The sequence below is a fragment of the Streptomyces sp. NPDC100445 genome, from assembly GCF_044759735.1.
Lineage (GTDB): Bacteria > Actinomycetota > Actinomycetes > Streptomycetales > Streptomycetaceae > Streptomyces.
This window is the reverse complement of record NZ_JBIVZV010000011.1, coordinates 120319-145488: the sequence shown is the minus strand read 5'-3', so window position 1 is coordinate 145488 and position 25170 is coordinate 120319. Positions and strand designations below refer to the sequence as shown.

The window sequence follows — 25170 nt, the reverse complement described above, 5'->3', positions numbered from 1 at the left end:
GGACTGCCGGCCGGTGCGGCCGGGACGGTGATCGTCTCCTTGCGGGGCTCACATGCCCCAGCGCAGCGCCGGGGTGCGCACCGGCGCGTCCCACAACCGCAGCAGTTCCTCGTCGGCCTGGCACAGGGTCACCGAGGCGCCCGCCATGTCCAGCGAGGTGACGTAGTTGCCGACCAGGGTGCGGGCCACGGCGACCCCCCGCTCGCGCAGCACCCGCTGCACCTCGGCGTGGAAGCCGTACAGCTCCAGCAGCGGGGTGGCGCCCATGCCGTTGACCAGCAGCAGGACCGGGCTGCGCGGCGGCATGTCCGTCAGGACGGCGTCGACCGCGAAGTCGGCTATCTCCCCGGACGTCATCATGGGCCGCCGCTCCCGGCCCGGCTCGCCGTGGATGCCGACGCCCAGCTCCAGCTCGCCGTCGGGCAGGTCGAAGGTCGGGCTCCCCTTGGCGGGCGTCGTGCAGGCGCTCAGGGCGACGCCGAAGCTGCGCGAGTTCTCGTTGACCTGACGGCCGATGGCCTCGACCCGCTCCAGGGGCAGGCCCTCGGCCGCGGCGGCGCCCGCGATCTTCTCCACGAACAGCGTCGCCCCGGTGCCGCGCCGTCCGGCCGTGTAGAGGCTGTCGGTGACCGCCACGTCGTCGTCGACGAGCACCTTGGCGACCTGGATGCCCTCGTCCTCGGCCAGCTCGGCCGCCATGTCGAAGTTCAGCACGTCGCCGGTGTAGTTCTTCACCACGAACAGCACACCCGCCCCGCTGTCCACGGCCGCCGCGGCGCGCGCCATCTGGTCCGGCACCGGCGAGGTGAACACCTCACCCGGACAGGCGGCGGACAGCATGCCCGGCCCGACGAACCCGCCGTGCAGCGGCTCGTGCCCCGATCCGCCGCCCGAGACCAGCGCGACCTGCCCGGCCACGGGGGAGTCCCGGCGGACGATGACCCGGTTCTCCACGTCGACGGTGAGGTCGGGATACGCGGCCGCGAAGCCGCGCAGCGCGTCCGCCACGACGGTCTCCGGCACGTTGATCAGCATCCTCATGGGTGTCTCCTCGTGAGCTTGGCGCTAGGGCTCAGGACTGCGTTCTGGCAGGTCACCGGCGCGGAGGTGGATACTCTGATCTTGGCGGAAGTCAACTCCCGACCGTTCCTGACCACTCCCTCTTCTGGTTCGTCTCATTGGCAGTATCGACCTTGTGCCAGCCGAGGTCACCTCTAGCCCGGATTGTTTACCTTCCGTGGCGATGGGTGACCACCCTCGGGGAGCCCCACGCTCACCCCGGTACCAGGACGTTGAGGAGGACGATCAGGACGCAGACCGTGACGGCCGCCAGCACCACCCAGGGCCACATGGGGTGTTCCTCGACCGGTTGCGCCTCGGCGGGCTCGGACACGGTGGCTCCCTGTGGACGGACGGCGGGACTGGACCCCCTCCATCGTGCCCGCGCGCGAGCGTCCTTCCAGTCGGGGTGGCCACCGACCCGGGGGTGGACTTTTCTCCACCCCCGGCCCACCCACCGGGGCCCCCGGGACGCCCGGCATCGCCCGCGCCGTCCGGGGAACTCGGCGTCCGGAACACGGGGACCGCCGCCCGGCGCAGGAGGTGCCGTTGCCGTGGACGACTGGGAGAGGTGGGAGATGCACGACGAGGTACAGCTGTCACCGCGTGAGCGGCTCGCGCTGGTGCAGATGGAGGCGAGGCTCCGGCAGGACCGCCGGTTCGCGCGCCGGATGGGCTGCCCGAGCGGTCCTGGCTGGCTCCCGGCCGCCGTCGGGCTGCTGACGGCCGCGTCCGTGTTCGTGGCCGTCATGGGCATCCGCACCTCGGACCCGGCGCTGCTGTGGTGCTTCGCGGCGCTCTGGCCGCTGACCCTCTTGCAGGTGTTCCGGCTGCTGTGCCGGGCCACCGGCCCCCGCGCCCGCTCCGGCGCGCGGGTCACCCCCTGGCTGTGAGCCCCGCCGCGACGGGCAGGGGGCCGACCGGAAGGGGGGCCACTACGGGAGGCGGGGCCGGGCGACGTGCCCGGCCCCGCCCCGCCGCTCCGGGTGGTGTCGTGTCAGCTCTCCTTGCCCCGCCCCGACAGCGCGTCGCGCATCCGGTCGACCAGACCGGCACCCGGGGCCAGCAGCTTGTTGGCCGGGGGCTTGTCCGGCGCCGCCGGGTGCGGACGGGTGGGCGCCGTCTTCTTCGCCCGGCGCACCTTGTCGCCGAGGGTCATCAGCGCGTCGGCGGAACAGGCCGACTCCAGCTGCGGGAAAAGGTTCTGCTCCTCGTCGGCCACATGGGAGCGGATCTCGGTCATCAGCTGGGCCATGAGCGTGTCGAACCGGGGGTCGTCCGCCTGACAGCCCTCCAGGTCCTTCATGATCTGCTCGGCCTTGGCGTGGTCCTCCAGCTCCTTGTCGGCCAGGGCGTCCCCGCCCGTCAGGTGTTCGCGCACCGCCGGGTACAGATAGGCCTCCTCCGCCACCGAGTGGCGGACCAGCTCGATCGTGGCCTGGTCGGCCAGGTCCTTGCGCTCGCTGGAACCGGGCGGCAGCGCCTCGATCCGGCCGAAGATCTCCTCGACCTCACGGTGGTCGGTGGTCAGCTCCTGGATGACGTTTCCGCCGTGACCCATCGTCGTACCTCCTGAATGACACGCGGCGGCCCGTGAGCGGCCGGCCGTCGTCCGGCCGGGTGCCCCGGGGACGCCGCGGTACACGGTCCCCGCCGCCCGGTCAGCACATCGGGTGGCGGAGGGCGACCGTCCGGCCCGCTCCCGGCGGCGCCCCTGCCGACGCTGGCCCACCATGTGGCCGCCATGGGCACGCCCGCGACCCGTCCGCCGTCGGCACCCGCCCGACACCGCTCACCGTCGGTCCCCGTGCGATCCCGCTCGCCGTGGGCACGGGAACGACACCGCCCGCGTCGGCCCGCGCGCGGCCCAGCTCGCCGTGGGCACGCGCACGACCCCGCTCGGCTTGGGCGTGCGAGCGACACCGTTCGCCGTGGGCACGCGCGCGACACCGCCCGCGTCGGCCCGCCCGCCGTCGGCACGCGCCTGACACCGCTCACCGTCGGCCCCCTGCGCAACCCCGCTCGGCTTGGGCGTGCGAGCGACACCGCCCGCCGTGGGCACGCGGGCCACACCACGCGCGTCGGCCCGCGAGCCTTGCTTGCCGTCGGCACGCGCGCGACACCGCCTGCGTCGGCCCGCCCGCCGTCGGCCCCCCGCGCGACCCCGCTCGGCTTGGGCGTGCGAGCGACACCGCCCGCCGTCGGCACGCGGGCCACACCACGCGCGTCGGCACGCGAGCCTTGCTTGCCGTCGGCACGCGCGCGACACCGCCTGCGTCGGCCCGCCCGCCGTCGGCACGCGCCTGACACCGGTCACCGTCGGCCCCCCGCACGATCCCGCTCGGCTTGGGCGTGCGAGCGACACCGCCCGCCGTCGGCACGGGGCCACACCACCCGTGTCGGCCCGCGCGCCTCGCTTGCCGTCGCCCCCGCGCGATACCGCCTGCCGTGGGGACGCGGGCGACACCGCCTGCGTCGGCCCCTGCGCGACTCCGGCGGGGAGCCTGCTTGCCGTGGGCACAACGCGCGGCCCCGCTCGCCGTGGCCCCCCGCGCGCCCCCGCTCGCCGTCGACCCCCGCTCGATACCGACCGCCGTGGGCATGGAGGCGACGCCGCCCGCGTCGGCCCCCCGCGCGACTTCGGCGGGGAGCCCGCGGGCCGCTCCGGCGCCCCGCGGCCGGTCCGTCCCGGGCGCGCCCTGACCGTCAGCCGACCGCTGAACCGGATGCGGAGCCGGCCGCGGCGAGAACCGACCCGCCTCCTCGCACCCACTCTCGCTCCCTACCGGGCCACCGCCAGTTGTGTGCAGTACCTGAACCCGGCTCGCCCGGCGGTGAGTTGTCCCGGGTCACGTCGGGTGCGCGGGGCGGGGCGCGCCGTGCGGTCCGGGCGGAGCGCCTCCGTCGTGGCGGGCCCCGCCACGACCCGCTCCACGCGCGTCAGCCGGCCCGCACAACGCGTGACCAGGGCCGCCCGGCGTGGGTGCGCGGGGCGCCTTAAGTCGCGCGAGCGGCACTGATCCCGGAGAATCAGAATCCAAGGTGTGAACCCAACTGGCAGGGGAACCCAGCTGCCAGTGCCGTCCAGCAAGCGGCGGCCGGCCAGGGCGGTCCTCCGGATGCGCGGGGACCCGGCCCTCTCCCTCCCCTTCTCTCCCAGCGGGCCCGACGACGTCGGTCCCGGCGACGCAGTACGCGCCCGTGCCCGGCCAGGGCATCTCCGGGGCGCGAACGACGTGGACGAAGGAACAGTCCCATGACTGCTGAGACACCGTTCTCCTGGCGGCGCGCCCTCGTGACCGGCGGTGCCGGCTTCCTCGGCTCCCATCTGTGCGAACGGCTGCTGGATTCGGGCGTCGAAGTCGACTGTGCCGACAACCTGGCCTGCGGGCGGCGCGAGAACGTCGCGCACCTGGAGGACCGGTCCGGCTTCCGGTACGTGCACTGCGACGTCTCCACGGCCGAGTGCACCGGACTGCTGCCCGGCCCCTACGACCTGGTCCTGCACTTCGCCTGCCCCGCCTCACCCGCCGACTACCTGCGGATGCCCCTGGAGACACTGGACGTCGGCAGCCTCGGCACCCGCAACGCGCTGACGATCGCCGAACGCGACGGCGCCCGCTTCCTGCTGGCCTCCACCTCCGAGGTGTACGGCGATCCGCTGGTGCACCCGCAGCACGAGGGCTACTGGGGCAACGTCAACCCGGTCGGCCCGCGCAGCGTGTACGACGAGTCCAAGCGGTTCGGCGAGGCCCTGGTGACCGCGCACGCGGGCACCCGGGGGACGAACGCCGGGATAGTGCGGCTGTTCAACACCTACGGGCCGCGCATGCGGGCCCACGACGGCCGCGCGGTACCGACGTTCATCTCCCAGGCCCTGGCCGGCGAACCCCTCACGGTGACCGGCGACGGCAGCCAGACCCGCTCGCTGTGCTACGTCGACGACACCGTCGACGGCATCCTGCGGGTGGCCGCCAGCCGTTCCGTACGGCCCGTCAACATCGGTGGCAGCGACGAGATCACCGTCGCCGACCTGGCCCGACGGGTGGTCGCCCTGACCGGTTCCCGCTCGCCCATCGCGTTCATAGACCGGCCCGTGGACGACCCCGGCCGGCGCCGCCCCGACACCACCCTGGCGCGCGAACTGCTCGGCTGGTCCCCGCAGGTCCCCTGGGAGGAAGGCCTGAAGCAGACCATCGCCTACTTCTCCGCCCTGCCCCCGGAACCGGCCCCGCGCGCGGAGGTCCCGGCCCCGCAGTCCTGACCCCCGCCCCCGGCCCTGGAGACAGCGCATGCACGTCCTCGGAATCAACGCACTCTTCCACGACCCCGCCGCGGCCCTGATCACCGACGGCAAGGTCGTGGCGGCAGCGGAGGAGGAACGGTTCTCCCGCCGCAAGCACGGCAAGCGGCCCCTGCCCTTCTCCGCCTGGGAGCTGCCCGAGCGGTCGGCCCGCTGGTGCCTGGCACAGGCCGGCCTCACCCCGGCCGACCTGGACGCCGTCGCCTACTCCTACGACCCCGCGCTCGCCCGCCCCGCCGAACGGCTGGGACTGCGCGATCCGTGGGACCACCTGCGCCAGGAGTACGCCCGCCAGGCCCCCGGCTTCCTCGCCGAGGCCCTGCCCGGACTCGACCCGAACAAGGTCAGGTTCGTCCCGCACCACGTGGCCCACGCCGCCTCCGCCGGGGCCGTCTCGCCCTACCCGGACTGCGCCGTCCTCGTCCTGGACGGCCGCGGCGAGTGCGGCTCCCACCTGGCCGGCCGCTACACCGGCCGCGAGCTGACCGTCCTCGGCACCCAGGAACTGCCCGACTCCCTCGGCCTGTTCTACGAGGACCTCACCCAGCACCTCGGATTCCTGCGCAGCAGCGACGAGTTCAAGGTCATGGCCCTCGCCTCCCACGGCACCCCGCGCTTCGCCGGCCGGCTGCGCGAGTACGTCCACGCCGAGGAGGAGGGCCGCTTCCGGGCCCGCCCGGTGCCCTGGGCCGAGTTCGTCCCGGCGCGCCCCGCCGGCGGCGCCTGGGACCAGGACCACGCCGACCTCGCCGCCAGCGCCCAGCTGTGCCTGGAGGAGGCCATGCTGGCCCTCGCCCGGTGGCTGCGCGAACGCACCGGTGAGGACGTGCTCACCCTGGCCGGCGGCGTCGCCCTCAACTGCGTGGCCAACACCCGGCTGTGGCGCGAGAGCGGCTTCTCGCACCTGTGGGTGCAGCCGGCCGCCGGCGACGCGGGCACCGCCCTGGGCGCGGCGGCGCACGTCGCCGGACAGAAGGACGCCCTGGAGCCGATGCCGACCGCCGCGCTCGGCCGGGGCTGGAGCGACGCGGAGCTGCGGGACTGGCTCGAACGAGCCGCCGTACCGTACGAGGAACCCGCCGACATCGCCGAGACGGCCGCCGAGACGCTGGCCGCCGACGGGATCGTGGCCTGGTTCCAGGGCCGCAGCGAGTACGGGCCGCGCGCGCTCGGGCACCGCTCCCTGCTCGCCCACCCCGGCCGGGCCGCGAACCTGGAACGGCTCAACGCCGTCAAGGGACGCGAGGAGTTCCGGCCGGTCGCGCCCATGGTCCTCGCCGAGCGCGCCGCCGAGATATTCGACGGGCCGCTGCCCAGCCCGCACATGCTGTTCGTGCACGACGTGGCGCCCGAGTGGCGGGCCCGCATCCCGGCCGTGGTCCACGTCGACGGCACCGCCCGCATCCAGACCGTCGACCGCGCCCAGGAACCGCTGGTGGCCCGCATGATCGAGGGCTTCGAACGGCGCACCGGGCTGCCGGTGGTGGTCAACACCAGCCTGAACACCGCCGGCCGGCCCATGGTCGACGACCCCAGGGACGCGCTGGAGTGCTTCGGCTCGGCCCCCGTGGACCTGCTGGTGCTCGGGCCGTTCGCGGTCCGCCGCGGAAGGGCGTTCGCATGACCGACGCACCCGCCTACACCGTCGTCGTCCCCACGATCGGCCGGCCCTGCCTCGCCGAGTGCCTGCGCGCGCTCGCCGCCGCCGCGGACCACCCGCCGCACGAGGTGGTCGTCGTGGACGACCGGCCCGCCCCCGACGGCGGCCTGCCGCTGGAGACGGCCGGGCAGCTCCTCGACCGCGTGCGCACCCTGCGCACCGGCGGCCGGGGCCCGGCCGCCGCCCGCAACGCCGGCTGGCAGACCGTCCGCACGCCCTGGACGGTCTTCCTGGACGACGACGTCCAGGTGCTGCCCGACTGGTCCCGGCGGCTCGCCGAGGACCTGCGCGAGGCCGGACCCGACGTCGGCGGCATCCAGGGGCGGCTGCGCGTCCCCCTGCCCCCGGACCGGCGGCCCACCGACTGGGAACGCACCACCAAGGGCCTGGAGAACGCCGCCTGGGCCACGGCCGACATGGCCTACCGCACCGAGGCCCTCAAACGGACCGGCGGCTTCGACGAGCGCTTCCCGCGGGCCTTCCGCGAGGACGCCGACCTCGCCCTGCGCGTGCGCCGGGGCGGCTGGTCCCTCGTCCGGGGCGCCCGGGTCACCCGGCACCCGGTCCGCCCGGCCCACTGGTGGGCGTCACTGCCCGCGCAGCGCGGCAACGCCGACGACGCCCTGATGAACCGGCTGCACGGCCGCGACTGGTGGGACCGCGCGCAGGCGCCCCGCGGCCGGCTGCCCCGCCACCTCGCGGTCACCGCGACCGCGCTCGCCGCCGCCTCCTGCGCCCTCACCGGGCGGCGCCGGGCCGCGACCGCCTGGGCCGCGCTGTGGACGCTGGGCACCACCGAGTTCGCCCTCGCCCGCATCCTGCCCGGCCCGCGCACCGCCCGCGAGATCGCCGGGATGCTCGGCACCAGCGTGCTCATCCCGCCGCTCGCCGTCCGGCACTGGGTGCGCGGCGTCGTCCGCCACCGGCACGCCGAACCCCTCGGAGGCGCCGAGTGAACAGGCTGACCGCCGTCCTCTTCGACCGCGACGGCACCCTCGTGCGGGACGTGCCCTACAACGGCGACCCCGGCCGGGTCCGGCTGCTGCCCGGCGCCGCCGCGGCCGTCGCGCTGGCGCGGTCCGCCGGGCTGCCCACCGGGGTCGTCAGCAACCAGTCCGGCATCGGCCGCGGCCTGCTCACCGTCGACCAGGTCCTCCGCGTCGACGAGCGCGCCGACGAACTGCTGGGCGGGGTGGACACCTGGGTGTTCTGCCCGCACGCCCCCGACGCGGGCTGCGCCTGCCGCAAGCCCCGGCCCGGCCTGATCCGCACCGCCGCCGCCCGGCTGGGCGTCGAGCCCGCCGGATGCCTGGTGATCGGCGACATCGCCGCGGACGTGCTGGCCGCCCGCGCGGCCGGCGCCCGGGGCGTGCTCGTACCGAACGCGGCCACCGCGCCGGCCGAGGTCGCCCGGTTCGCCATGGACAGCGCCCCCGACGTGCTCACCGCCGTCCGCGCCGCGCTGGCGGAGGCCGGCCTCCTCGCCGGGGGACGGACCCCCGTGCGGGACGCGGCCGACGGCCGCCCCGGCGCGCGGCCCCCCGGCGTGCGACCCCCCGGGCACGGCACCCCGGCACCCGCGGGGAGGCGGTCACGGTGAGGGCCCTCGTCGTCCGCCTCGACAGCTTCGGCGACGTCCTGCTCGCCGGCCCCGCCGTGCGCGCCGTCGCCGCCCACGCCTCCCACGTCACGATGGTCTGCGGCCCGCGCGGCGCGGACGCCGCCCGGCTGCTGCCCGGCGTCGACGAGGTGCTGGAATGGGCGGCGCCCTGGGAGGGCTTCGACCCGCCCCCGGTCGTCCCGGCGGACGTCGACGCCCTGCTGGGCCGGCTGCGCGCCGGGGCCTACGACACCGCGCTGGTCCTCACCTCCTTCCACCAGAGCCCGCTGCCCACCGCCCTGCTGCTGCGCCTCGCGGGCGTCGGCCGGATCGGCGCCGACAGCGTCGACCACCCCGGCCGGCTGCTCGACGTACGCCACCGGCGCCAGAGCGGCCGGCACGAGGCCGAGGCGGCCCTGGAGACGGCCGCAGCCCTGGGCTTCCCGCTCCCGGGCGGGGACGACGGCCGGCTGCGCGTGCTGCCGCCCCCGGACACCGGCGACCTCACCGGCCACGGCCCCTACGTCGTCCTGCACCCCGGCGCCAGCGCCCCCGCCCGCGCCTGGAGCCCCCACCGCTGCGCGGAGGCCGTCGCCCTGCTCACCGACGCCGGGCACCGCGTCGTCGTCACCGGCGGCCCCGGCGAGACGGCCCTGACCCGGCAGGTGAGCGGCGACCTCGCCGTGGACCTCGGCGGCCGGACCTCCCCCCGCACCCTCGCCGGGGTACTGCGCGCGGCCGACGCCGTGATCAGCGCCAACACCGGCCCCGCCCACCTCGCCGCCGCCGTCGGCACCCCCGTCGTCTCCCTGTTCGCACCCGTCGTACCGGCCGGGCGCTGGGCGCCGTACGGCGTCCCCGTCATCCTGCTCGGCGACCAGTCGGCGCCCTGCGCGGACACCCGGGCCCTCACCTGCCCCGTGCCCGGCCACCCCTGCCTGGACGAGGTCACCGGGCAGGACGTGGTGCGCGCGGTGCACAAGCTCATCCAGGAGCGGCACTCATGAACATCCTCGTCTGGCACGTGCACGGATCCTGGCTCACCGCCTTCGTGCAGGGTCCGCACACCTACCTGGTCCCGGTCACCGGGGACCGCGGCCCCGACGGGCTCGGCCGGGCCGTCACCTGGGACTGGCCCGCCACCGTGCGGGAACGCGCCCCCGGCGAACTGCGGGGCGACGACATCGACCTGATGGTCCTCCAGCGCCCCCACGAGATCGAGCTGGCCGCGCGCTGGACCGGCCGCACCCCCGGCGTCGACGTGCCCGCCGTGTACGTCGAGCACAACAGCCCCGACGCCTCGCCCGAACGCCAGCTCCACCCGCTGGCCGGACAGTCCCGCGTCCCCGTCGTGCACGTCACCCACTTCAACCGGCTGATGTGGGACAACGGCCGGGCCCCGACCGAGGTCGTCGAACACGGCATCATCGACCCCGGCCCGCTGTGGACCGGCACCGAGCGGCGCGCGGCCGTCGTGGTCAACGAACCCGTCCGCCGGGGCCGTACCACCGGCACCGACCTGCTGGCCCGGTTCGCCCGCTCCGCGCCGCTGGACGTCTTCGGCATGCGCACCGACGGACTCGCCGAACACCTCGGCCTGCCGCCGGCGCGCTGCCGCACCCGGGACCTGCCCCAGCACGAACTGCACCGCGCGATGGCCCGCTGCCGCCTCTACCTGCACCCCGTGCGCTGGACCTCGCTCGGCCTGTCCCTGCTGGAGGCCATGTTCCTCGGCATGCCCGTGGTCGCCCTGGACACCACGGAGATCCGCGAAGCCGTACCCGACGGCGCCGGAGTGGTCTCGAACCGCCTCGACGTACTGGAGGACGCCGTACGGGCCTTCCTCGCCGACCCCGAGCTGGCCCGCCGCACCGGCGCGGCGGCCCGGGCGGCGGCACAGGCCCGCTACGGGGAGCGGCGCTTCCTGGAGGACTGGGAGCGCCTGATCAAGGAGGTCACCCGATGAGCCGCATTCCGCACACGGCCGGGCGCGTCGCCATGGTCTCCGAGCACGCCAGCCCGCTGGCCGCGCTCGGCGGACCGGACGCGGGCGGCCAGAACGTGTACGTGGCGCAGGTCGCCCGGCAGCTCGCCAGGAAGGGATACCGGGTCACGGTGTACACCCGGCGGGACTCCGCGGGCCTGCCCGACCGGGTGACCCTCATCGACGGCGTCCAGGTCGTGCACGTGCCCGCCGGACCGCCCACCCCCGTCCCGAAGGACGAACTCCTGCCGCACATGGCCGAGTTCGGGGATTTCCTGGCCCGCCAGTGGGCACAGAGCCCGCCCGACGTGGTCCACGCCCACTTCTGGATGTCGGGGCTCGCCGCCCTGGCCGGCGCCCGCGGCCGCGGCATCCCCGTCGTGCAGACCTACCACGCGCTCGGCACGGTCAAGCGGCGCTACCAGGGCACCGCCGACACCAGCCCGCCGCAGCGCCTCGCCATCGAGGAGGCCATCGGCCACGAGTGCACCCGGATCATCGCCACGTGCAGTGACGAGGTCGCGGAACTGAAGGCGATGGGGCTGCCCGAGGACCGGATCAGCGTCGTGCCCTGCGGAGTGGACCCCGACCAGTTCGCGCCGGTCGGCCGCCCCCGCCGGGCCGCCGCCCGCCGGCGGCTGCTGGCCGTCGGCCGGCTCGTCCCCCGCAAGGGCTACGACCGCGCCGTCCGCGCCCTCGCCGGCGTCCCCGACGCCGAACTCCTCATCGCCGGCGGCCCGGAGGCCGACTTGCTCGGCACCGAACCCGAGGCGGCCCGCCTCTACGCGGCAGCCGCCGAACACGGCGTCGCCGACCGGGTCACCCTGCTCGGCGGGGTCAGCCGGGCCCGCATGCCCCGCCTGATGTCCAGCGCCGACCTGGTGCTCTCGCTGCCCCGGTACGAGCCGTTCGGCATCGTCCCGCTGGAGGCCATGGCCTGCGCCACGCCGGTCGTCGCCACCGCCGTCGGCGGCCAGCTCGACACCGTCGTGGACGGCACCACCGGCGTCCTCGTCCCGGCCGACGACGACCACGACCTCGGCGCGGTCGTCCGCACCCTCCTCGCCGACCCCGACCGGCTCGCCCGGTACGGGGCCGCCGGCCGCGAACGGGTCCTAGGCCACTACACCTGGGACCGGGTCGCCGACGGCGTGGCCGGGGTGTACGGCGCCGTCTCCTCCGTCCGCTCGCTCTCGGGAGTCGTCCGATGAAGACCGCCACCGGCACCACCCACGGGACCGCCGTCACCGACACCACCCACTGCGACGACCTGATGAAGGCCCTGGAGACGTTCCGCGACCGCGGTCCGCTCCTCGAACGCTGGGGCGCCGACCTGGCCCGCCGGCTGGGCTCCGGCGCCCGGCTGCTCGTCGCGGGCAACGGCGGCAGCGCCGCGCAGGCCCAGCACCTCACCGCCGAACTCGTGGGCCGCTACCGCGACGACCGGCCGCCGTTCTCCGCGGTCGCCCTGCACGCCGACACCTCCTCCACCACCGCCATCGCCAACGACTACGGCGTCCAGGAGGTGTTCGCCCGCCAGACCGCCGCCCACGGCCGCCCCGGCGACGTCCTGCTCCTGCTGTCCACCAGCGGCGCCAGCGCCAACCTGCTGGCCGCCGCCGAGCGCGCCCACCGCATGGGCATGACCGTGTGGGCGCTGACCGGACGCGCCCCCAACCCGCTGCACGTCGGCGCCGACGAGGCCCTGTGCGTCGACGCGCCCGTCGCCGCCACCGTCCAGGAACTGCACCTGGTCGCCGTGCACATGCTGTGCGAGGCCTTCGACCGGGCCGTCGAACGCGGCGAGGCCGACCACCGCGCCGACGCCGACGGCGACGGCGACGGCGACGGCGTCGACGGAAAGCCCGGAGCCGACGGCAGACCGGGCGTCGTCGGCCGCCTCGTGGGCCGCGCCCGCACCGTCGGCCGTGCCGCGTCCGGCACGCCCGTCACCCCCACGGAGGGACCCGCGTGAACACCTCCCGCACCCCCCTGGTCGTGGTCGGCGACGCCCTCCTCGACCACGACCTGTGCGGCCGGGCCGAACGCCTGGCCCCGGACGCCCCCGTGCCCGTCGTCCACGGCACCCGGCGCAGCTCCCGCCCCGGCGGGGCCGCCCTCGCCGCCTGCCTCGCCGCGGGCGACGGCCGCCCCGTCACCCTGGTCACCGCCCTCGGCACGGACCCCGCCAGCGACACCCTGCGTGAACTGCTCGCCGGCCGGGTCGACCTGGTGGAGGTACCGCTGGAGGGCACCCTCAGCAGCAAGACCCGGGTCCTCGCCGGTGACCGGCCGCTGCTGCGCCTCGACGACGGCGAGGGACACGCCCGCGAGGCGACCCGGGAGGCGGTGTCCACGGTCGCGGCGGCCGCCGGCGTCCTCGTCGCCGACTACGGCCGCGGCACCGCAGACGTCCTGCGGGAGGCGCTCACGCACACCACGGCACCCGTCGTCTGGGACCCCCACGTGCGCGGCCGGCCCCCCGTGCCCGGCGTCCGCCTGGTCACCCCCTCCGCGCAGGAGGCCCGCGCCTTCGCCCGGCGGCTCGCCGACGCCGGGGACACCTCCGACGCGCCCGGACTGCGCACCGCCGCCCGCGACGCCCGCACCCTGGTCGCCGCCTGGCGGGCCCAGGCCGTCGCCGTCACCCTCGGCGCCCGCGGCGCCCTCCTCTCCCACGGCGAGACCCCGCTGCTCGTCCCGACCCCGGCCGCCGCCTCCGGCGACCCCTGCGGCGCCGGCGACCGGTTCGCCTCCGCCGCCGCCGGCCTGCTCGCCGACGGCGCCCTCACCGAGGCCGCCGTCCAGGCCGCCGTGCACGCCGCCACCCGCTACGTCGCCGAGGGCGGCGCCCGCGCGGTCACCGGCCCCGACGGGGACGAACCGGTCCCCGAGACCCCGGCCGACGGCGACACGACCGCCGACGCCGTGCGCACCGCCGCCCGGGTCCGGGCCGCCCGCGGCACCGTCGTCGCCGCGGGCGGCTGCTTCGACCTGCTGCACGCCGGACACGTCGCCCTGCTCCAGGCCGCCCGCCGCGCCGGGGACTGCCTGATCGTCTGCGTCAACTCCGACGACTCGGTACGCCGCCGCAAGGGCAGCGGTCGGCCCCTCGTCCCGGCCGCCGACCGGGTGCGGGTGCTGCGCGCCCTGGAGTGCGTCGACGCGGTCGCCGTCTTCGACGAGGACACCCCCGAACGCATCCTCGGCGAACTCCGCCCGCACATCTGGGCCAAGGGCGGCGACTACGCCCGCACCGATCTGCCCGAACAGCCCCTCGTCGAGAGCTGGGGCGGCCAGGTCCTGCTCCTGCCCTACCTCGACGGCCGCTCCACCACCGGCCTGGCCCGCCGCGCCGCCCGCACCCCCGCCCCGGACCACCCGCGGTGACCCCCGCCACCCCCTCCCGCGCCCCCGGCGCGCCGAGCGTCCTGGTCCTGCGCGCGCTGGGCCTCGGCGACCTACTGGCCGGCGTGCCCGCGCTGCGCGGGCTGCGCCGGGCCTTCCCCGGGCACCGCCTCGTCCTCGCCCAACCGCCCGGCCTGACCGAACTCGCCCTGGCCACCGGCGCGGTCGACGCCGTCCTCCCGGCCGAGGCACCGGACCGGGCGGTCCCGGCCCTCACCCACTGGCCGGACCCACCCCCCGACGTGGCCGTCGACCTGCACGGCAACGGCCCCGAGAGCCGCGACGCCCTGGCCGCCCTGCGCCCGCGCCGGCTCCTCGCCCACGCCTGCCCCGACGGGCCGCCGTGGCGGGCACAGCTCAACGAACGCGACCGCTGGTGCGCCTTCCTGCACGGTTACGGCATCCCGGCCGACCCCCTCGACCTGCGGCTGCCCCGGCCCACCACGCCGTCCCCGGCCCCGGGCGCCGTCGTCGTGCACCCGGGCGCCGCCTCGGGCTCGCGCCGCTGGCCGGGGGAGCGGTTCGCCGCGGTCGTACGGTGTCTGCGGGCGGCCGGCCACCACGTGGTCCTCACCGGCGGCCCCGGCGAGGACGCCCTGGTCCGCTCGGTCGCCGAACGCGGCGGCCAGCGCGCCGCCGACGTGCTGACCGGCGGCCTGCCGTTCGCCCGGCTGTCCGCACTGGTCGCCGAGGCCTCCCTGGTGCTCAGCGGCGACACCGGCCTCGCCCACCTCGCGGTCGCCCACGGCACCCGCTCGGTCACCCTGTTCGGGCCGCTCTCCCCGCGCCTGTGGGGCCCGCCGTCCCACCCCGACCACGTGGCCCTGTGGAAACCCGGGCCGCCCGGCGACCCGCACGGCCGCACCCCCGACGCCCGCCTGCTGCGCATCCCCACCGGCGAGGTCGCCGCGGCCTGTCTGACGCTGCTGCGGGACGTCCGCGGCCGGCACCGGCAGCACGCGGAGGTGGCACATGTCCACTGAACGGACGGCCGGGCGGACCGCCCCCGGGACACCCGCCGGGGGCGATCCGCGCGTCACCGTGGCCGTCATCACCCGGGACCGCAGCGCCAGCCTGCTGCGCACCCTGGACGCCCTCGCCGCGCTCCCCGAGCGGCCCCCGGTCGTCGTCGTGGACAACTCCCGCGACGACACCACCTCCCGGGCCGTCTCCGGCCACCCGGCCCTCACCCGCCTGCTGCGGCCCACCGCCAACACCGGCGCCCTCGGCCGCAACCTGGCCGCCCGGCACGCCCGCACCCCCTACGTCGCCTTCGCCGACGACGACTCCTGGTGGGAACCGGGCAGCCTCGCCCGGGCCGCCGACCTCCTGGACCGGCACCCCCGGCTCGGCCTGCTCGCCGCCCGCACCCTCGTCGGCCCGCAGGCCGCCGAGGACCCCCTCAACGACGTACTCGCCGCCTCGCCCCTGCCGCCCGAACCGGACCTGCCCGGCCGCCCGGTCCTCGGCTTCCTCGGCTGCGCCTGCGTGGTCCGCCGGGAGGCCTTCCTCGGCGTCGGCGGCTACCACCCGCTGCTCTTCTTCGGCGGCGAGGAGACCCTCCTCGCCTACGACCTCGCCACCGCCGGCTGGGGCGTCACCTACCAACCCTCCCTCGTCGCCCGCCACCACCCCGAGGACCACGGCCGCACCGGCCGCTCCTCCCTCGTACGGCGCAACCACGTGCTCACCACCTGTCTGCGCCGCCCCTGGCCCGTCGCCCTGCGCGCCGTCACCGACCTGGCGCTGGCCGCGGCGGCCGGCCGCCCCGGCGCGCGCGACGCCCTGAAGGAGACCCTCACCCGGTTCCCGGCGACCCTCGCCCGCCGCCGGACCCTGCCCCCGCACGTCGAACGCGCCGCCCGCCTCCTCGACCGGCAGCCGGCCGGCGGCCCCAGGAAAGGCGCCCCGCGATGACCGGCACCACCGCGCCCGCCGCCCCCGCCCGTACCCTCCCCGACGACCGCACGACCGTCGTCCTGATCACCCACAACCGCCGCGACGAACTCCTGCGCACCCTGGACCTGCTGCGCCGGCTGCCCGAGCGCCCACCGGTGATCGTCACCGACAACGGCTCCACCGACGGCACCGCCGCCGCCGTCGCCCGCGACTTCCCCGACATGACCCTGCTGCGCCCCGGCCGCAACCTCGGCGCCATCGGCCGCAACCTGGCCGTGCAGCGGGTGCGCACGCCCTACGTCGCCTTCTGCGACGACGACACCTGGTGGGAACCGGGCAGCCTCGCCCGCGCCGCCGACCTGCTGGACACCCGGCCCCGACTCGCGGCCGTCACCGCCCGGATCGTCGTCGAACCCGCCGGCACCGAGGACCCGGTCGTCCGCGAACTGCGCGAGTCCCCGCTGTCCGGCCCCGACTGGCTGCCCGGCCCCGCCCTCGGCTCCTTCCTCGCCGCCGCCACCGTGCTGCGCACCGAGGCCTTCCGCGCGGGCGGCGGCTTCCACCCCGGGCTGTGGCTCGGCGGCGAGGAGGAACTCCTCGCCTGCGATCTGCTGCGCCAGGGCTGGTGGCTGGCCTACGCCGAGGACCTCACCGTCCACCACCACGCCTCCGTGCTGCGCGACAGCACCGCCCGGCGCGTCGTCGGGCTGCGCAACACGCTGTGGTTCACCTGGCTGCGCCGCCCCCTGCTGCCGGCACTGCGCCGCACCGGGCACCTCGCGCGCACCGTGCCCCGGGACGTTCCCTCCGTCCGCGCGTTCGCGCACGCCGCCGCGGGGCTGCCGTGGGTGCTGCGCCACCGCGACCCCGTACCGCCCGACCTGGAGGACCGGTTGGCCGCACTGGAACGGGCGCGCAAGGACTCACCCGCCCGGCGGTACGTCGGCTGAGACGGGTGACGGCACGACACGCCAGGGTGACGTCGTTGCGCCCGCCGACGGGCGCGGGCACAGTGAAGCCCCCGGTCAGGACGCGGCCGGCCGATCCGTCCGCCCCGCCCAGGAAGCCCGGTCCCCATGGAAACCCGATCACCCACGGACAGCGGACAGCCGTCCCCGGCCCGCGTCCGCCCCGGCGGCCCCGCGCCGCTGCTCCTCCAGACCGTCCACGAGTACCGCGCCGGGCCCGGCGCCATCAGCGTCCTCAAGGCCCGGGGCACGGTGGACGACTCCAACGCCCGGCAGTTCGCCGAGGCCCTCACCGACCACGTCGGCCAGGCCGGCCAGTGCGGGGAACACCCCCTGCTGGACCTCACCGAGGTGTACTTCGCCTGCGCCGCCGCCATGCGCTCCCTGGACCGGGCCACCGCGCCCCTCGCCCGCGCCGGGCGCGCGCTGGCCGTCGTACAGCCCCGCCCGCACGTGCGCCAGGCCCTGACCAGCGCCGCCCTGCCCGGCGTCCGCGTGCACGCCACGCTGGCCGCCGCCCTGGACACCCTGCGCGCCCCGCAACCGGCGCGGCCCCTGCCGGAGCGGTAGCCCGACCCGTACGCGGACCCCCGGACCCGCCCGGCACGGGCGCGCGGGCCGGTGCGCGTCCCCCGGGCGCAGGCGGTGCGGTTGTGGGCCGGGGGCCCGCCGTGCAAGGTGGTGCAACGGTCAGGAAGAGGCCGATCGACCCCGAGTGACGTCCTTTCTGGGGGATGCCATGAAACCCTCTTCCGTCCGGCCGGCCACCGTCCCGGCCCCCTTCGTGATCGACTCCTGCACAGTGGAGGAGCCGCCCGGCGAGGGCGCCCTGGTGCTGCGCATGTCCGGCACGCTGGACGCCGACGCGGTCCAGGCCTGGTCGGACGCGTTGCGCGGCCACCTGGAACGGGCGGACCGCGCCGGGCTGCGCCCCGTCCTCGACATGGCCCACGTCCAGCTCGGCGGCGCCGCCGTGCTGCGCACGCTCAGCGAGACGGCCCGCACCCGCACCGGGCGCCCGGAGCTGATCGTGGTCCGCGCCCGGCCCGGCGTGCGCGAAGCCGTGCACCTGGCCCGGCTGGACGGCGTCCGGCTGTACGCCACCCTCGACGAGGCCCTGCGCGAACTGGCCCGCGCCGTCCCCGGGACGGACGAGCTGCCCGCCTGGCGTTCACAGCTCACGGACCCACTGCGGCCCTCCTACGAGGATCTGCACCAGGAGGTCCGCGCGCTCCGGGCCCGGGTGCGCACCGCGCCCGTGATCGGCATGGCACAGGGCGCCCTCATGGTCCGCTACGGCCTGCCGGACCCCGGTAGCGCCTTCCGGGTGCTGCGGGAGGCCTCCCAGCGGTTCAACGTGCCGCTGCGCGTCCTGGCCTCCGCGGTGATGGTGGCCCGGCCCCCGGACGGCGAGGTGTGGTTCCCCGGCCGTCGCCCGCTGCCCGCCCCGCAGCCGCGGATCCTGGCCCGCGGCGGACGCGATCCGCGCTACCGCCGGCGGATGATCGACGCCGTACTGCGCGCGGCGCTGACCGTCGGACGGGCGCCCGCCGGGTACGTGCGGTGCGTGGACCCGGCCGTCAACGCGCTGACCCTGGAGGCCCACCACGGCTGTGCGGAGACGTTCCTGGACCACCTGGTGCGCGGCGGCGGCGCCGACGTCGACACCGACACGGCCGTCCGGAGGGCGGGCCGAGCCGTCGGCGTGCCCGACGTCGCCACCGAGCCCCTGCTCCCCGACGACTTCCGGCGCGCTCTGCTGACCTCCGGCGTCCGGGCCCTGCACACCGTCCCGGTGGTGTCTCCCGCCGGCCCGTGCACCGGAGTGATCACCGTGCACTGGCCGGAGGCCGGGCACCGGCTGTCCGCCGCCCGGACCGAGGACCTCGCCCTGCTGGCCGCCGACGCCTCGGACTGGCTCAGCTGGTACCACCGCACGGTGCTCCTGGACGCGCTGGAACACCTGCACACGGCGCTCACCGGCGCCGCGCCGGCCGTCCGGCACCCGCGCCCGCGCCCGCGGCCCCGCGCGACCCCGCAGCCGACCTGACGGGTCTGCCGGCCGGTGCCCGGAGGCCGTCGCGTCCCGCGGGGCGGGCGCTACCCTGCGGGGTATGCGGATCTCCGTCTCCTCCGACATGGACGAACCCGTGGCCCGCCTCCTGGTGGCCGAACTCCGGCGCCGTGGCCACGACGTACGCGAGCACGGCGCCCTGCGGCCCGGGGCCGACCCGCGGTGGGCCGTCTGCTCGGAGGCGGCCGCCCGGGACGTGGCCGACGCCGCCGCCGACCAGGCGGTCGTCTGCTGCTGGACCGGCACCGGCGCCTCCATCGCGGCCAACAAGGTGCCCGGGGTCCGGGCGGCCCTGTGCACGGACGCCGTGACCGCGGACGGCGCGCGCCGCTGGAACGACGCCAACGTCCTCGCCCTGAGCCTGCGCCTGACCTCGGAGCCGGTGCTGAAGGAGATCCTGGACGCCTGGTTCGCCGCGGAGCCGAGCCAGGACACGGAGGACCGGCAGAACGTGGCCCACGTCGGCCGCCTGGACGCCGCCGGGAGGGATTCCTAGCGGCGCGGGCGGTCCGGCGCGGGCCGGGGCCTGCGGCGGAGACGGCTCACGGAGGAGTGTTCCGGTGGGCGGGGCGCGGGTCTCGGGTCGTGGGTCTCAGGTAGGGGGTCCCAGGTCGTGGGTCTCAGTGCGCGCCGAGTCCGCCGCCGCCGAACGAACCGCTGGACCCCCTGCTCCAGCGCGGGCGGTCCTCCGAATCGCTCGGCTGGGAGTCCATGTTGGTCAGCTCGTACGGTGTGAGCGGGCGACCGCCCTTCGGGCACTGCGGCACCTCGGCGGACTCCCGGTTCTGCCGGACCTCGTGGACCGCGCCCTCCGGCGGCAGCTTGGGCTGCTCCTCGGGACGCGGGCGCGGCGGCTCGCGGTACTTGACGCGGGAGGTCATCCAGAAGCCGCCGCCGAGCAGCGCCAGGAGGGCCACGGCCACGATGAACAGGAAGAGGCTCATCAGGCCGCTCGCCGCGGCCAACTGCATCGATGCGGTGTTCATAGAACGGACGTACCCGTCCCGGACAGGTACCAACCCGGACAAGGCGCATGAGTAGGGACAAGTAAGGGATGAACGCCGTCCTCGGTTCCGTCCGCGTCGGTCCCGGAACGTGGTTTGCGCCCGTCCCGCCCGGCTACCCGAACGGTGTGACACCGCCGACCTCGCAGCAGCAGCTCTACCGGTTCCTGGAGGACCGCTTCACCTGTGCGCAGGCGTGCACGGAGTGCGCCCGGACCTGCGCGGTACGGGCGAGCCTCGTCGAACCGGACGGCACCGAGCGCCAGGAGCGCGTGCGGCGGCTCGGCATCATGTGCGCCGAGGTGTGCGACGCCACCTGCCGGGTGCTGTGCGAGGAGAACCGCCAGGACGAGGAGGCGCTCCGCGTCCGGGTGGAGTGGTGCCGCTCGGTGTGTCTGGAGTGCGCGCAGGCCTTCGACGCCCACCCCGGGGCCGGCCCGGCCGCCGCCGTCTGCCGGGTCTGCGCCGACGCCTGCGCGGGTTTCCTGGAGATGCTCAGCTGAGACCGCCCCGCCCCGCCCGGCCCCCGCACGCCCGACGCCGGCACGATCGGCGCGGTGTGCGAAACGCGTTCCGCCGTCCGCGTGCGCGTGTTACGAAGGACCATGTCCGCGAACGAGGGAACCCGCGCGTACGACGCCGTGATCGTCGGCGGTGGCCACAACGGCCTGGTCGCCGCCGCCTATCTGGCCCGGGCCGGCCGCTCCGTCCTGCTGCTCGAGCGGCTTGACCACACCGGCGGCGCCGCCGTCTCCACCCGCCCCTTCGCCGGGCTCGACGCCCGCCTGTCGCGCTACTCCTACCTGGTCAGCCTGCTCCCGCCCAAGATCGTGCGCGACCTCGGGCTCGACTTCCGCGTCCGCACCCGCGCCATCTCCTCGTACACCCCCACCGAGCGTGACGGACGGCCCACCGGACTCCTCGTCGGCGGCGGCGAACGGCGCACCCGGGAAGCCTTCGCCCGGCTGACCGGCGGCGACCGCGAGTACGAGGCCTGGCAGCGCTTCTACGCCATGACCGGCCGGGTCGCCCGACGCGTCTTCCCCACCCTCACCGAACCCCTGCCCACCCGCGACGAACTGCGCCGCCGCGTCGACGACGAGATCGCCTGGCGGGCCCTGTTCGAGGAGCCGATCGGCGTCGCCGTCGAGGACACCTTCCACGACGACCTGGTGCGCGGTGTCGTTCTCACCGACGCCCTGATCGGCACCTTCGCCGACGCCCACGACCCCGGCCTGGCCCAGAACCGCTGCTTCCTCTACCACGTCATCGGCGGCGGCACCGGTGCCTGGGACGTACCCGTCGGCGGCATGGGCGCGCTCACCGACGCACTGGCCGCCGCCGCCCGCGCCGCCGGTGCCGAGATCGCCACCGGCCACGAGGCGGTCCGCATCCACTCCGACGGACACACCGCCGAGGTCGCCTACCGCACCCGGGACGGCGAGGGCGTCGCCGCCGCCCGGCACGTCCTGGTCAACGCCTCGCCGCGGGAGCTGGCCGCGCTCACCGGCGACCCCGCGCCCGAACCCGCCGAAGGCGCCCAGCTCAAGGTCAACATGCTGCTCACCCGGCTCCCCGCCCTGCGCGACCCCGGCGTCGACCCCCGCGAGGCATTCGCCGGTACCTTCCACATCGCCGAGGGGTACCGCCAACTGGCCGCCGCCCACACCCGGGCCGCCGCCGGTGAACTCCCCGCCACGCCGCCCTCCGAGATCTACTGCCACTCCCTGACCGACCCCACCATCCTTGGCCCCGGTCTGGCGGAGCGCGGTTACCAGACCCTCACCCTGTTCGGCCTGCACACCCCGGCCCGCCTCTTCGACCGGGACAACGACGCCGTGCGCGAGGAACTGCTGAGGTCCACCCTCGCCCAGCTCGACACCCACCTCGCCGAACCGCTCGCCGACTGCCTGGCCACCGACGCCGACGGCCGCCCCTGCATCGAGGCGAAGACCCCGCTCGACCTGGAACGGGACCTGCGGCTGCCCGGCGGCAACATCTTCCACCGCGCCCTGTCGTGGCCCTACGCCCAGGAGGGGACGGGCCGTTGGGGCGTGGAGACCGGGCGACCCGGGGTCCTGCTGTGCGGGGCGGGCGCCGTGCGCGGCGGCGGGGTGAGCGGCGTACCGGGGCACAACGCGGCGATGGCGGTGCTGGAGGCGAGCCGCTGAGGGACGGCGGGACCCGGGGCCGCGCGAGTGTCCGCCGGCCCCGTGACGCCGCCCCCCGGATGCTTGACCGGCGCGGTCGGCGGCCCGAGGATCGGCTGTCATGACGCAGGGACAGGGACACGACAGCACGGTCGACGGCGTGCTGCGGCGCAGCGCCCGCCGCACCCCGGCGCGCACCGCGGTGGAGTACGGCGAGCGCGGCTGGACGTACCGGGAACTCGACGACGCCGTCTCCCGCGCGGCCTCCCTCCTGCGCGCCGAGGGCCTCGCCCCCGGTGACCGGGTCGCCGCCTACGGCCACAACTCCGACGCCTACCTGATCGCCTTCCTCGCCTGCGCCCGCGCGGGCCTGGTCCACGTGCCGGTCAACCATGGCCTCACCGGAACCGACCTGGCCCACATCCTCGGCCAGTCGGGCAGCGCACTCGTGCTCGCCGACCCGGACCTCATGGACAGGCTCCCGCGGGACACGCGGACGCTCGCCCTGCGGGACACCGACGACTCGCTGCTCGCCCGACTCCCGCGGGCCCGGCCGTACGACGGCCCCGGCCCCCGCACCGAGGACCTGGTCCAGCTGCTGTACACCTCCGGGACGACCGCCCTGCCCAAGGGCGCGATGATGACCCACCGGGCCCTGGTCCACGAGTACCTCAGCGCGATCACGGCCCTCGACCTCAGCGCCGGCGACCGCCCGGCGCACGCCCTGCCGCTCTACCATTCCGCGCAGCTGCACGTCTTCCTGCTGCCCTACCTCGCCGTCGGCGCCACCAACGTCATCCTGGACGCGCCCGACGGGGACCGGCTGTTCGACCTGATCGAGACCGGCCGCGTCGACAGCCTGTTCGCGCCACCCACGGTGTGGATCGGCCTGGCCGGCCGGCCCGACTTCGCCACCCGCGACCTCGGCGGCCTGCGCAAGGCGTACTACGGCGCCTCCGTCATGCCGGTGCCCGTGCTGGAGCGGCTGCGACGGCGCCTGCCGGGACTCGCCTTCTACAACTGCTTCGGGCAGAGCGAGATCGGCCCGCTGGCCACCGTCCTCGGACCCGACGAGCACGAGGGCCGGCTGGAGTCCTGCGGCCGGACCGTGCTGTTCGTCGACGCCCGTGTCGTGGACGAGGACGGCGGGGACGTGCCGGACGGCACGCCCGGGGAGATCGTCTACCGGTCGCCGCAGCTCTGCGAGGGCTACTGGAACATGCCCGAGGAGACGGCCGAGGCGTTCCGCGGCGGCTGGTTCCACTCCGGGGACCTCGCCGTGCGCGACCCCGACGGCTACCTCACCGTCGTGGACCGGGTGAAGGACGTCATCAACTCCGGTGGCGTACTGGTGGCCTCCCGTCAGGTCGAGGACGCGCTGCACACCCACGACGCGGTCGCCGAGGCCGCCGTGATCGGCCTGCCCGACGAGCGGTGGGTCGAGGCCGTCACCGCGGTCGTCGTCCGCTGCGGCGAAGTGACCGGGGACCAGCTCATCGCGCACGTGAAGCAGCGGCTGACGCCGTTCAAGGCGCCCAAGCGCGTGCTGTTCGTGGAAGCGCTGCCGCGCAACGCCAGCGGCAAGATCCTCAAACGCGAACTCCGCGACCGCTTCGGCGCCCGGCCGGCCCCCGAACGGCCCGGCGACGGCGGCGGGCCCGTCACCGGCGACCCCGCCGTCATGATCCCGCCGCCGTCCTGACCGTCCGCCGGGCCGCGCCGTCCTCCCCGGTCACGTCGACACCGGGCCCGCCTCCCGCGGCCGCAGGTCCACGATCCGGCGGATCTTCCCCACCGACCGCTCCAGCGACTCCGGCTCCACGATCTCCACGTCTACCGACACCCCGACGCCGTCCCTGACCGCCGCGGCGATCGACCGCACCGCCGCGTCCCGCACCTCGGGCGTCGCGCCCGGGCGGGCCTCGGCCCGGACGGTGAGCGCGTCCAGCCGGCCCTCCCGGGTGAGACGCAGCTGGAAGTGCGGCGCCACACCGGGCGTGCGCAGCACGATCTCCTCGATCTGGGTCGGGAACAGGTTCACCCCGCGCAGGATCACCATGTCGTCACTGCGCCCGGTGACCTTCTCCATCCGCCGGAACGCCCGGGCCGTCCCCGGCAGCAGCCGCGTCAGGTCCCGCGTCCGGTACCGCACGACCGGCATCGCCTCCTTGGTCAGCGAGGTGAACACCAGCTCGCCCCGCTCACCCTCCGGCAGCACCTCGCCGGTCACCGGATCGACGATCTCCGGATAGAAGTGGTCCTCCCACACGTGGAGACCGTCCTTGGTCTCCACGCACTCCTGCGCCACGCCGGGTCCGATCACCTCGGACAGCCCGTAGATGTCGACCGCGTCGATCGCGAACCGCTCCTCGATCTCCCGCCGCATCCGCTCGGTCCACGGCTCGGCCCCGAAGACACCCACCCGCAGGGAGGTGCCGCGCGGGTCCACGCCCTGGCGCTCGAACTCGTCCAGCAGGGTGAGCATGTACGACGGGGTCACCATGACGACCGACGGTTCCAGGTCACGGATCAGCTGTACCTGCCGGGTCGTCATACCACCGGACGCGGGGACGACCGTGCAGCCCAGGCGCTCTGCACCATAGTGGGCGCCCAGTCCACCGGTGAACAGCCCATAGCCGTAGGCCACATGCACGACGTCACCGGGCCGACCGCCCGCCGCGCGGATGGACCGCGCCACCATGTCCGCCCACATGGAAAGGTCGTTGTCGGTGTAGCCGACCACCGTGGGGAGGCCCGTGGTGCCGCTGGAGGCGTGCAGCCGGCGGATCCGCTCGCGCGGCACCGCGAACATGCCGAAGGGGTAGTTCGCCCGCAGGTCGCACTTGGTGGTGAAGGGGAAGTGGGCCAGATCGGCGAGCGAGCGGCAGTCCTCCGGGCGGACACCGGCCCTGTCGAACGACTCCCGGTAGAACGGCACGTGCGCGTAGGCGTGCCGCAGCGAGGCGCGCAGCCGCTCCAGCTGAAGGGCCCGCAGCTCCTCGGGCCCGAGCCGTTCGCCCGCGTCGAGCAGGTCCGCCGCATCCGCCATCGGGACGCCTCC

The 25170-nt window shown here is 76.0% G+C and carries 23 protein-coding genes; 19 read left to right on the top strand and 4 right to left on the bottom strand.

Translation table 11 applies throughout. The annotated features are described in order from the left end of the window. Positions 1-48: 48 nt before the first annotated feature. A complete protein-coding gene (gene dhaK / locus ACIQVT_RS25130) occupies positions 49-1041 on the bottom strand; it encodes a dihydroxyacetone kinase subunit DhaK (protein ID WP_403758178.1) in 993 nt (330 codons plus the stop codon). A gap of 572 nt (positions 1042-1613) precedes the next feature. Between dhaK and ACIQVT_RS25125 the strand changes: the two genes are divergently transcribed. Continuing rightward, positions 1614-1952, top strand: a complete 339-nt coding sequence (locus ACIQVT_RS25125) for a DUF3040 domain-containing protein (protein ID WP_403758175.1) — start codon at positions 1614-1616, stop codon at positions 1950-1952. Between the two features lie 104 nt (positions 1953-2056). Here ACIQVT_RS25125 and ACIQVT_RS25120 read toward each other — a convergent pair whose 3' ends face one another. Next, a complete protein-coding gene (locus ACIQVT_RS25120; protein ID WP_403758172.1) occupies positions 2057-2620 on the bottom strand; it encodes a hemerythrin domain-containing protein in 564 nt (187 codons plus the stop codon). Between the two features lie 1695 nt (positions 2621-4315). Between ACIQVT_RS25120 and ACIQVT_RS25115 the strand changes: the two genes are divergently transcribed. From ACIQVT_RS25115 to ACIQVT_RS25045, 15 genes are all read left to right on the top strand, one after another. Further along, positions 4316-5323, top strand: a complete 1008-nt coding sequence (locus tag ACIQVT_RS25115; RefSeq protein ID WP_403758170.1) for an NAD-dependent epimerase/dehydratase family protein — start codon at positions 4316-4318, stop codon at positions 5321-5323. 28 nt (positions 5324-5351) lie between these two features. Further along, on the top strand, positions 5352-6986 hold the full coding sequence (locus ACIQVT_RS25110; RefSeq protein ID WP_403758167.1) for a carbamoyltransferase: 1635 nt from the start codon (positions 5352-5354) through the stop codon (positions 6984-6986). Next, on the top strand, positions 6983-7978 hold the full coding sequence (locus ACIQVT_RS25105) for a glycosyltransferase family 2 protein (RefSeq protein WP_403758164.1): 996 nt from the start codon (positions 6983-6985) through the stop codon (positions 7976-7978). Before ACIQVT_RS25110 ends, ACIQVT_RS25105 begins: the two co-directional genes overlap by 4 nt. Beyond that, a complete protein-coding gene (locus ACIQVT_RS25100; RefSeq protein WP_403758161.1) occupies positions 7975-8622 on the top strand; it encodes an HAD-IIIA family hydrolase in 648 nt (215 codons plus the stop codon). Before ACIQVT_RS25105 ends, ACIQVT_RS25100 begins: the two co-directional genes overlap by 4 nt. After that, entirely contained in the window at positions 8619-9629 is a 1011-nt protein-coding gene (locus tag ACIQVT_RS25095; protein ID WP_403758158.1) for a glycosyltransferase family 9 protein, read from the top strand. Before ACIQVT_RS25100 ends, ACIQVT_RS25095 begins: the two co-directional genes overlap by 4 nt. Next, positions 9626-10588 (top strand): glycosyltransferase, encoded by a 963-nt coding sequence (locus ACIQVT_RS25090; protein WP_403758155.1) that lies wholly within the window; start codon positions 9626-9628, stop codon positions 10586-10588. The genes ACIQVT_RS25095 and ACIQVT_RS25090 overlap by 4 nt, the downstream gene beginning before the upstream one ends. Beyond that, positions 10585-11817, top strand: a complete 1233-nt coding sequence (locus tag ACIQVT_RS25085) for a glycosyltransferase (RefSeq protein WP_403758152.1) — start codon at positions 10585-10587, stop codon at positions 11815-11817. Before ACIQVT_RS25090 ends, ACIQVT_RS25085 begins: the two co-directional genes overlap by 4 nt. Beyond that, entirely contained in the window at positions 11814-12581 is a 768-nt protein-coding gene (locus ACIQVT_RS25080; RefSeq protein WP_403758149.1) for an SIS domain-containing protein, read from the top strand. Before ACIQVT_RS25085 ends, ACIQVT_RS25080 begins: the two co-directional genes overlap by 4 nt. Then, entirely contained in the window at positions 12578-13996 is a 1419-nt protein-coding gene (locus ACIQVT_RS25075; protein ID WP_403758146.1) for a PfkB family carbohydrate kinase, read from the top strand. Before ACIQVT_RS25080 ends, ACIQVT_RS25075 begins: the two co-directional genes overlap by 4 nt. Further along, the gene (locus ACIQVT_RS25070) at positions 13993-14997 is read left to right on the top strand and encodes a glycosyltransferase family 9 protein (protein ID WP_403758143.1); all 1005 of its coding nucleotides are present in this window, start codon (positions 13993-13995) and stop codon (positions 14995-14997) included. Before ACIQVT_RS25075 ends, ACIQVT_RS25070 begins: the two co-directional genes overlap by 4 nt. Next, positions 14987-15931, top strand: a complete 945-nt coding sequence (locus ACIQVT_RS25065) for a glycosyltransferase family 2 protein (protein WP_403758140.1) — start codon at positions 14987-14989, stop codon at positions 15929-15931. Before ACIQVT_RS25070 ends, ACIQVT_RS25065 begins: the two co-directional genes overlap by 11 nt. Continuing rightward, positions 15928-16863: a glycosyltransferase family 2 protein gene (locus ACIQVT_RS25060; RefSeq protein WP_403758137.1), complete on the top strand. Its 936-nt coding sequence runs from the start codon at positions 15928-15930 to the stop codon at positions 16861-16863. Before ACIQVT_RS25065 ends, ACIQVT_RS25060 begins: the two co-directional genes overlap by 4 nt. A 126-nt stretch (positions 16864-16989) precedes the next feature. Further along, entirely contained in the window at positions 16990-17451 is a 462-nt protein-coding gene (locus ACIQVT_RS25055; RefSeq protein WP_403758134.1) for an STAS domain-containing protein, read from the top strand. 169 nt (positions 17452-17620) lie between these two features. Further along, on the top strand, positions 17621-18931 hold the full coding sequence (locus ACIQVT_RS25050; protein WP_403758130.1) for an ANTAR domain-containing protein: 1311 nt from the start codon (positions 17621-17623) through the stop codon (positions 18929-18931). 64 nt (positions 18932-18995) lie between these two features. Continuing rightward, positions 18996-19451, top strand: a complete 456-nt coding sequence (locus tag ACIQVT_RS25045) for an RpiB/LacA/LacB family sugar-phosphate isomerase (protein ID WP_403758126.1) — start codon at positions 18996-18998, stop codon at positions 19449-19451. 124 nt (positions 19452-19575) lie between these two features. Here ACIQVT_RS25045 and ACIQVT_RS25040 read toward each other — a convergent pair whose 3' ends face one another. Next, entirely contained in the window at positions 19576-19941 is a 366-nt protein-coding gene (locus ACIQVT_RS25040; RefSeq protein WP_403758123.1) for a DUF6479 family protein, read from the bottom strand. A 146-nt stretch (positions 19942-20087) separates the two neighbouring features. Here ACIQVT_RS25040 and ACIQVT_RS25035 point away from each other — a divergent pair, with 146 nt between their 5' ends. The 3 genes from ACIQVT_RS25035 to ACIQVT_RS25025 all read left to right on the top strand — a co-directional run bounded on the left by ACIQVT_RS25035 (position 20088) and on the right by ACIQVT_RS25025 (position 23811). Then, positions 20088-20462, top strand: coding sequence for a ferredoxin (locus ACIQVT_RS25035; RefSeq protein ID WP_403758120.1), 375 nt, complete (start codon positions 20088-20090; stop codon positions 20460-20462). A gap of 102 nt (positions 20463-20564) precedes the next feature. After that, on the top strand, positions 20565-22130 hold the full coding sequence (locus ACIQVT_RS25030) for a phytoene desaturase family protein (RefSeq protein ID WP_403758117.1): 1566 nt from the start codon (positions 20565-20567) through the stop codon (positions 22128-22130). A gap of 100 nt (positions 22131-22230) precedes the next feature. Continuing rightward, positions 22231-23811 (top strand): acyl-CoA synthetase, encoded by a 1581-nt coding sequence (locus tag ACIQVT_RS25025; protein ID WP_403758114.1) that lies wholly within the window; start codon positions 22231-22233, stop codon positions 23809-23811. Between the two features lie 30 nt (positions 23812-23841). Here ACIQVT_RS25025 and paaK read toward each other — a convergent pair whose 3' ends face one another. Then, positions 23842-25158, bottom strand: a complete 1317-nt coding sequence (gene paaK, locus ACIQVT_RS25020) for a phenylacetate--CoA ligase PaaK (protein ID WP_403758111.1) — start codon at positions 25156-25158, stop codon at positions 23842-23844. Positions 25159-25170: the final 12 nt, after the last annotated feature.

Excerpts from the sequence above, each read along its gene's own strand:
- ACIQVT_RS25055 (WP_403758134.1), top strand. The coding sequence starts at position 16,990 with ATGGAAACCCGATCACCCACGGACAGCGGACAGCCGTCCCCGGCCCGC.
- ACIQVT_RS25090 (WP_403758155.1), top strand. The coding sequence starts at position 9,626 with ATGAACATCCTCGTCTGGCACGTGCACGGATCCTGGCTCACCGCCTTC.
- ACIQVT_RS25065 (WP_403758140.1), top strand. The coding sequence starts at position 14,987 with ATGTCCACTGAACGGACGGCCGGGCGGACCGCCCCCGGGACACCCGCC.
- ACIQVT_RS25080 (WP_403758149.1), top strand. The coding sequence starts at position 11,814 with ATGAAGACCGCCACCGGCACCACCCACGGGACCGCCGTCACCGACACC.
- ACIQVT_RS25115 (WP_403758170.1), top strand. The coding sequence starts at position 4,316 with ATGACTGCTGAGACACCGTTCTCCTGGCGGCGCGCCCTCGTGACCGGC.
- ACIQVT_RS25045 (WP_403758126.1), top strand. The coding sequence starts at position 18,996 with ATGCGGATCTCCGTCTCCTCCGACATGGACGAACCCGTGGCCCGCCTC.
- ACIQVT_RS25060 (WP_403758137.1), top strand. The coding sequence starts at position 15,928 with ATGACCGGCACCACCGCGCCCGCCGCCCCCGCCCGTACCCTCCCCGAC.
- ACIQVT_RS25120 (WP_403758172.1), bottom strand. The coding sequence starts at position 2,620 with ATGGGTCACGGCGGAAACGTCATCCAGGAGCTGACCACCGACCACCGT.
- ACIQVT_RS25085 (WP_403758152.1), top strand. The coding sequence starts at position 10,585 with ATGAGCCGCATTCCGCACACGGCCGGGCGCGTCGCCATGGTCTCCGAG.
- ACIQVT_RS25105 (WP_403758164.1), top strand. The coding sequence starts at position 6,983 with ATGACCGACGCACCCGCCTACACCGTCGTCGTCCCCACGATCGGCCGG.
- paaK (WP_403758111.1), bottom strand. The coding sequence starts at position 25,158 with ATGGCGGATGCGGCGGACCTGCTCGACGCGGGCGAACGGCTCGGGCCC.
- ACIQVT_RS25050 (WP_403758130.1), top strand. The coding sequence starts at position 17,621 with ATGAAACCCTCTTCCGTCCGGCCGGCCACCGTCCCGGCCCCCTTCGTG.
- dhaK (WP_403758178.1), bottom strand. The coding sequence starts at position 1,041 with ATGAGGATGCTGATCAACGTGCCGGAGACCGTCGTGGCGGACGCGCTG.
- ACIQVT_RS25110 (WP_403758167.1), top strand. The coding sequence starts at position 5,352 with ATGCACGTCCTCGGAATCAACGCACTCTTCCACGACCCCGCCGCGGCC.
- ACIQVT_RS25025 (WP_403758114.1), top strand. The coding sequence starts at position 22,231 with ATGACGCAGGGACAGGGACACGACAGCACGGTCGACGGCGTGCTGCGG.
- ACIQVT_RS25030 (WP_403758117.1), top strand. The coding sequence starts at position 20,565 with ATGTCCGCGAACGAGGGAACCCGCGCGTACGACGCCGTGATCGTCGGC.
- ACIQVT_RS25040 (WP_403758123.1), bottom strand. The coding sequence starts at position 19,941 with ATGAACACCGCATCGATGCAGTTGGCCGCGGCGAGCGGCCTGATGAGC.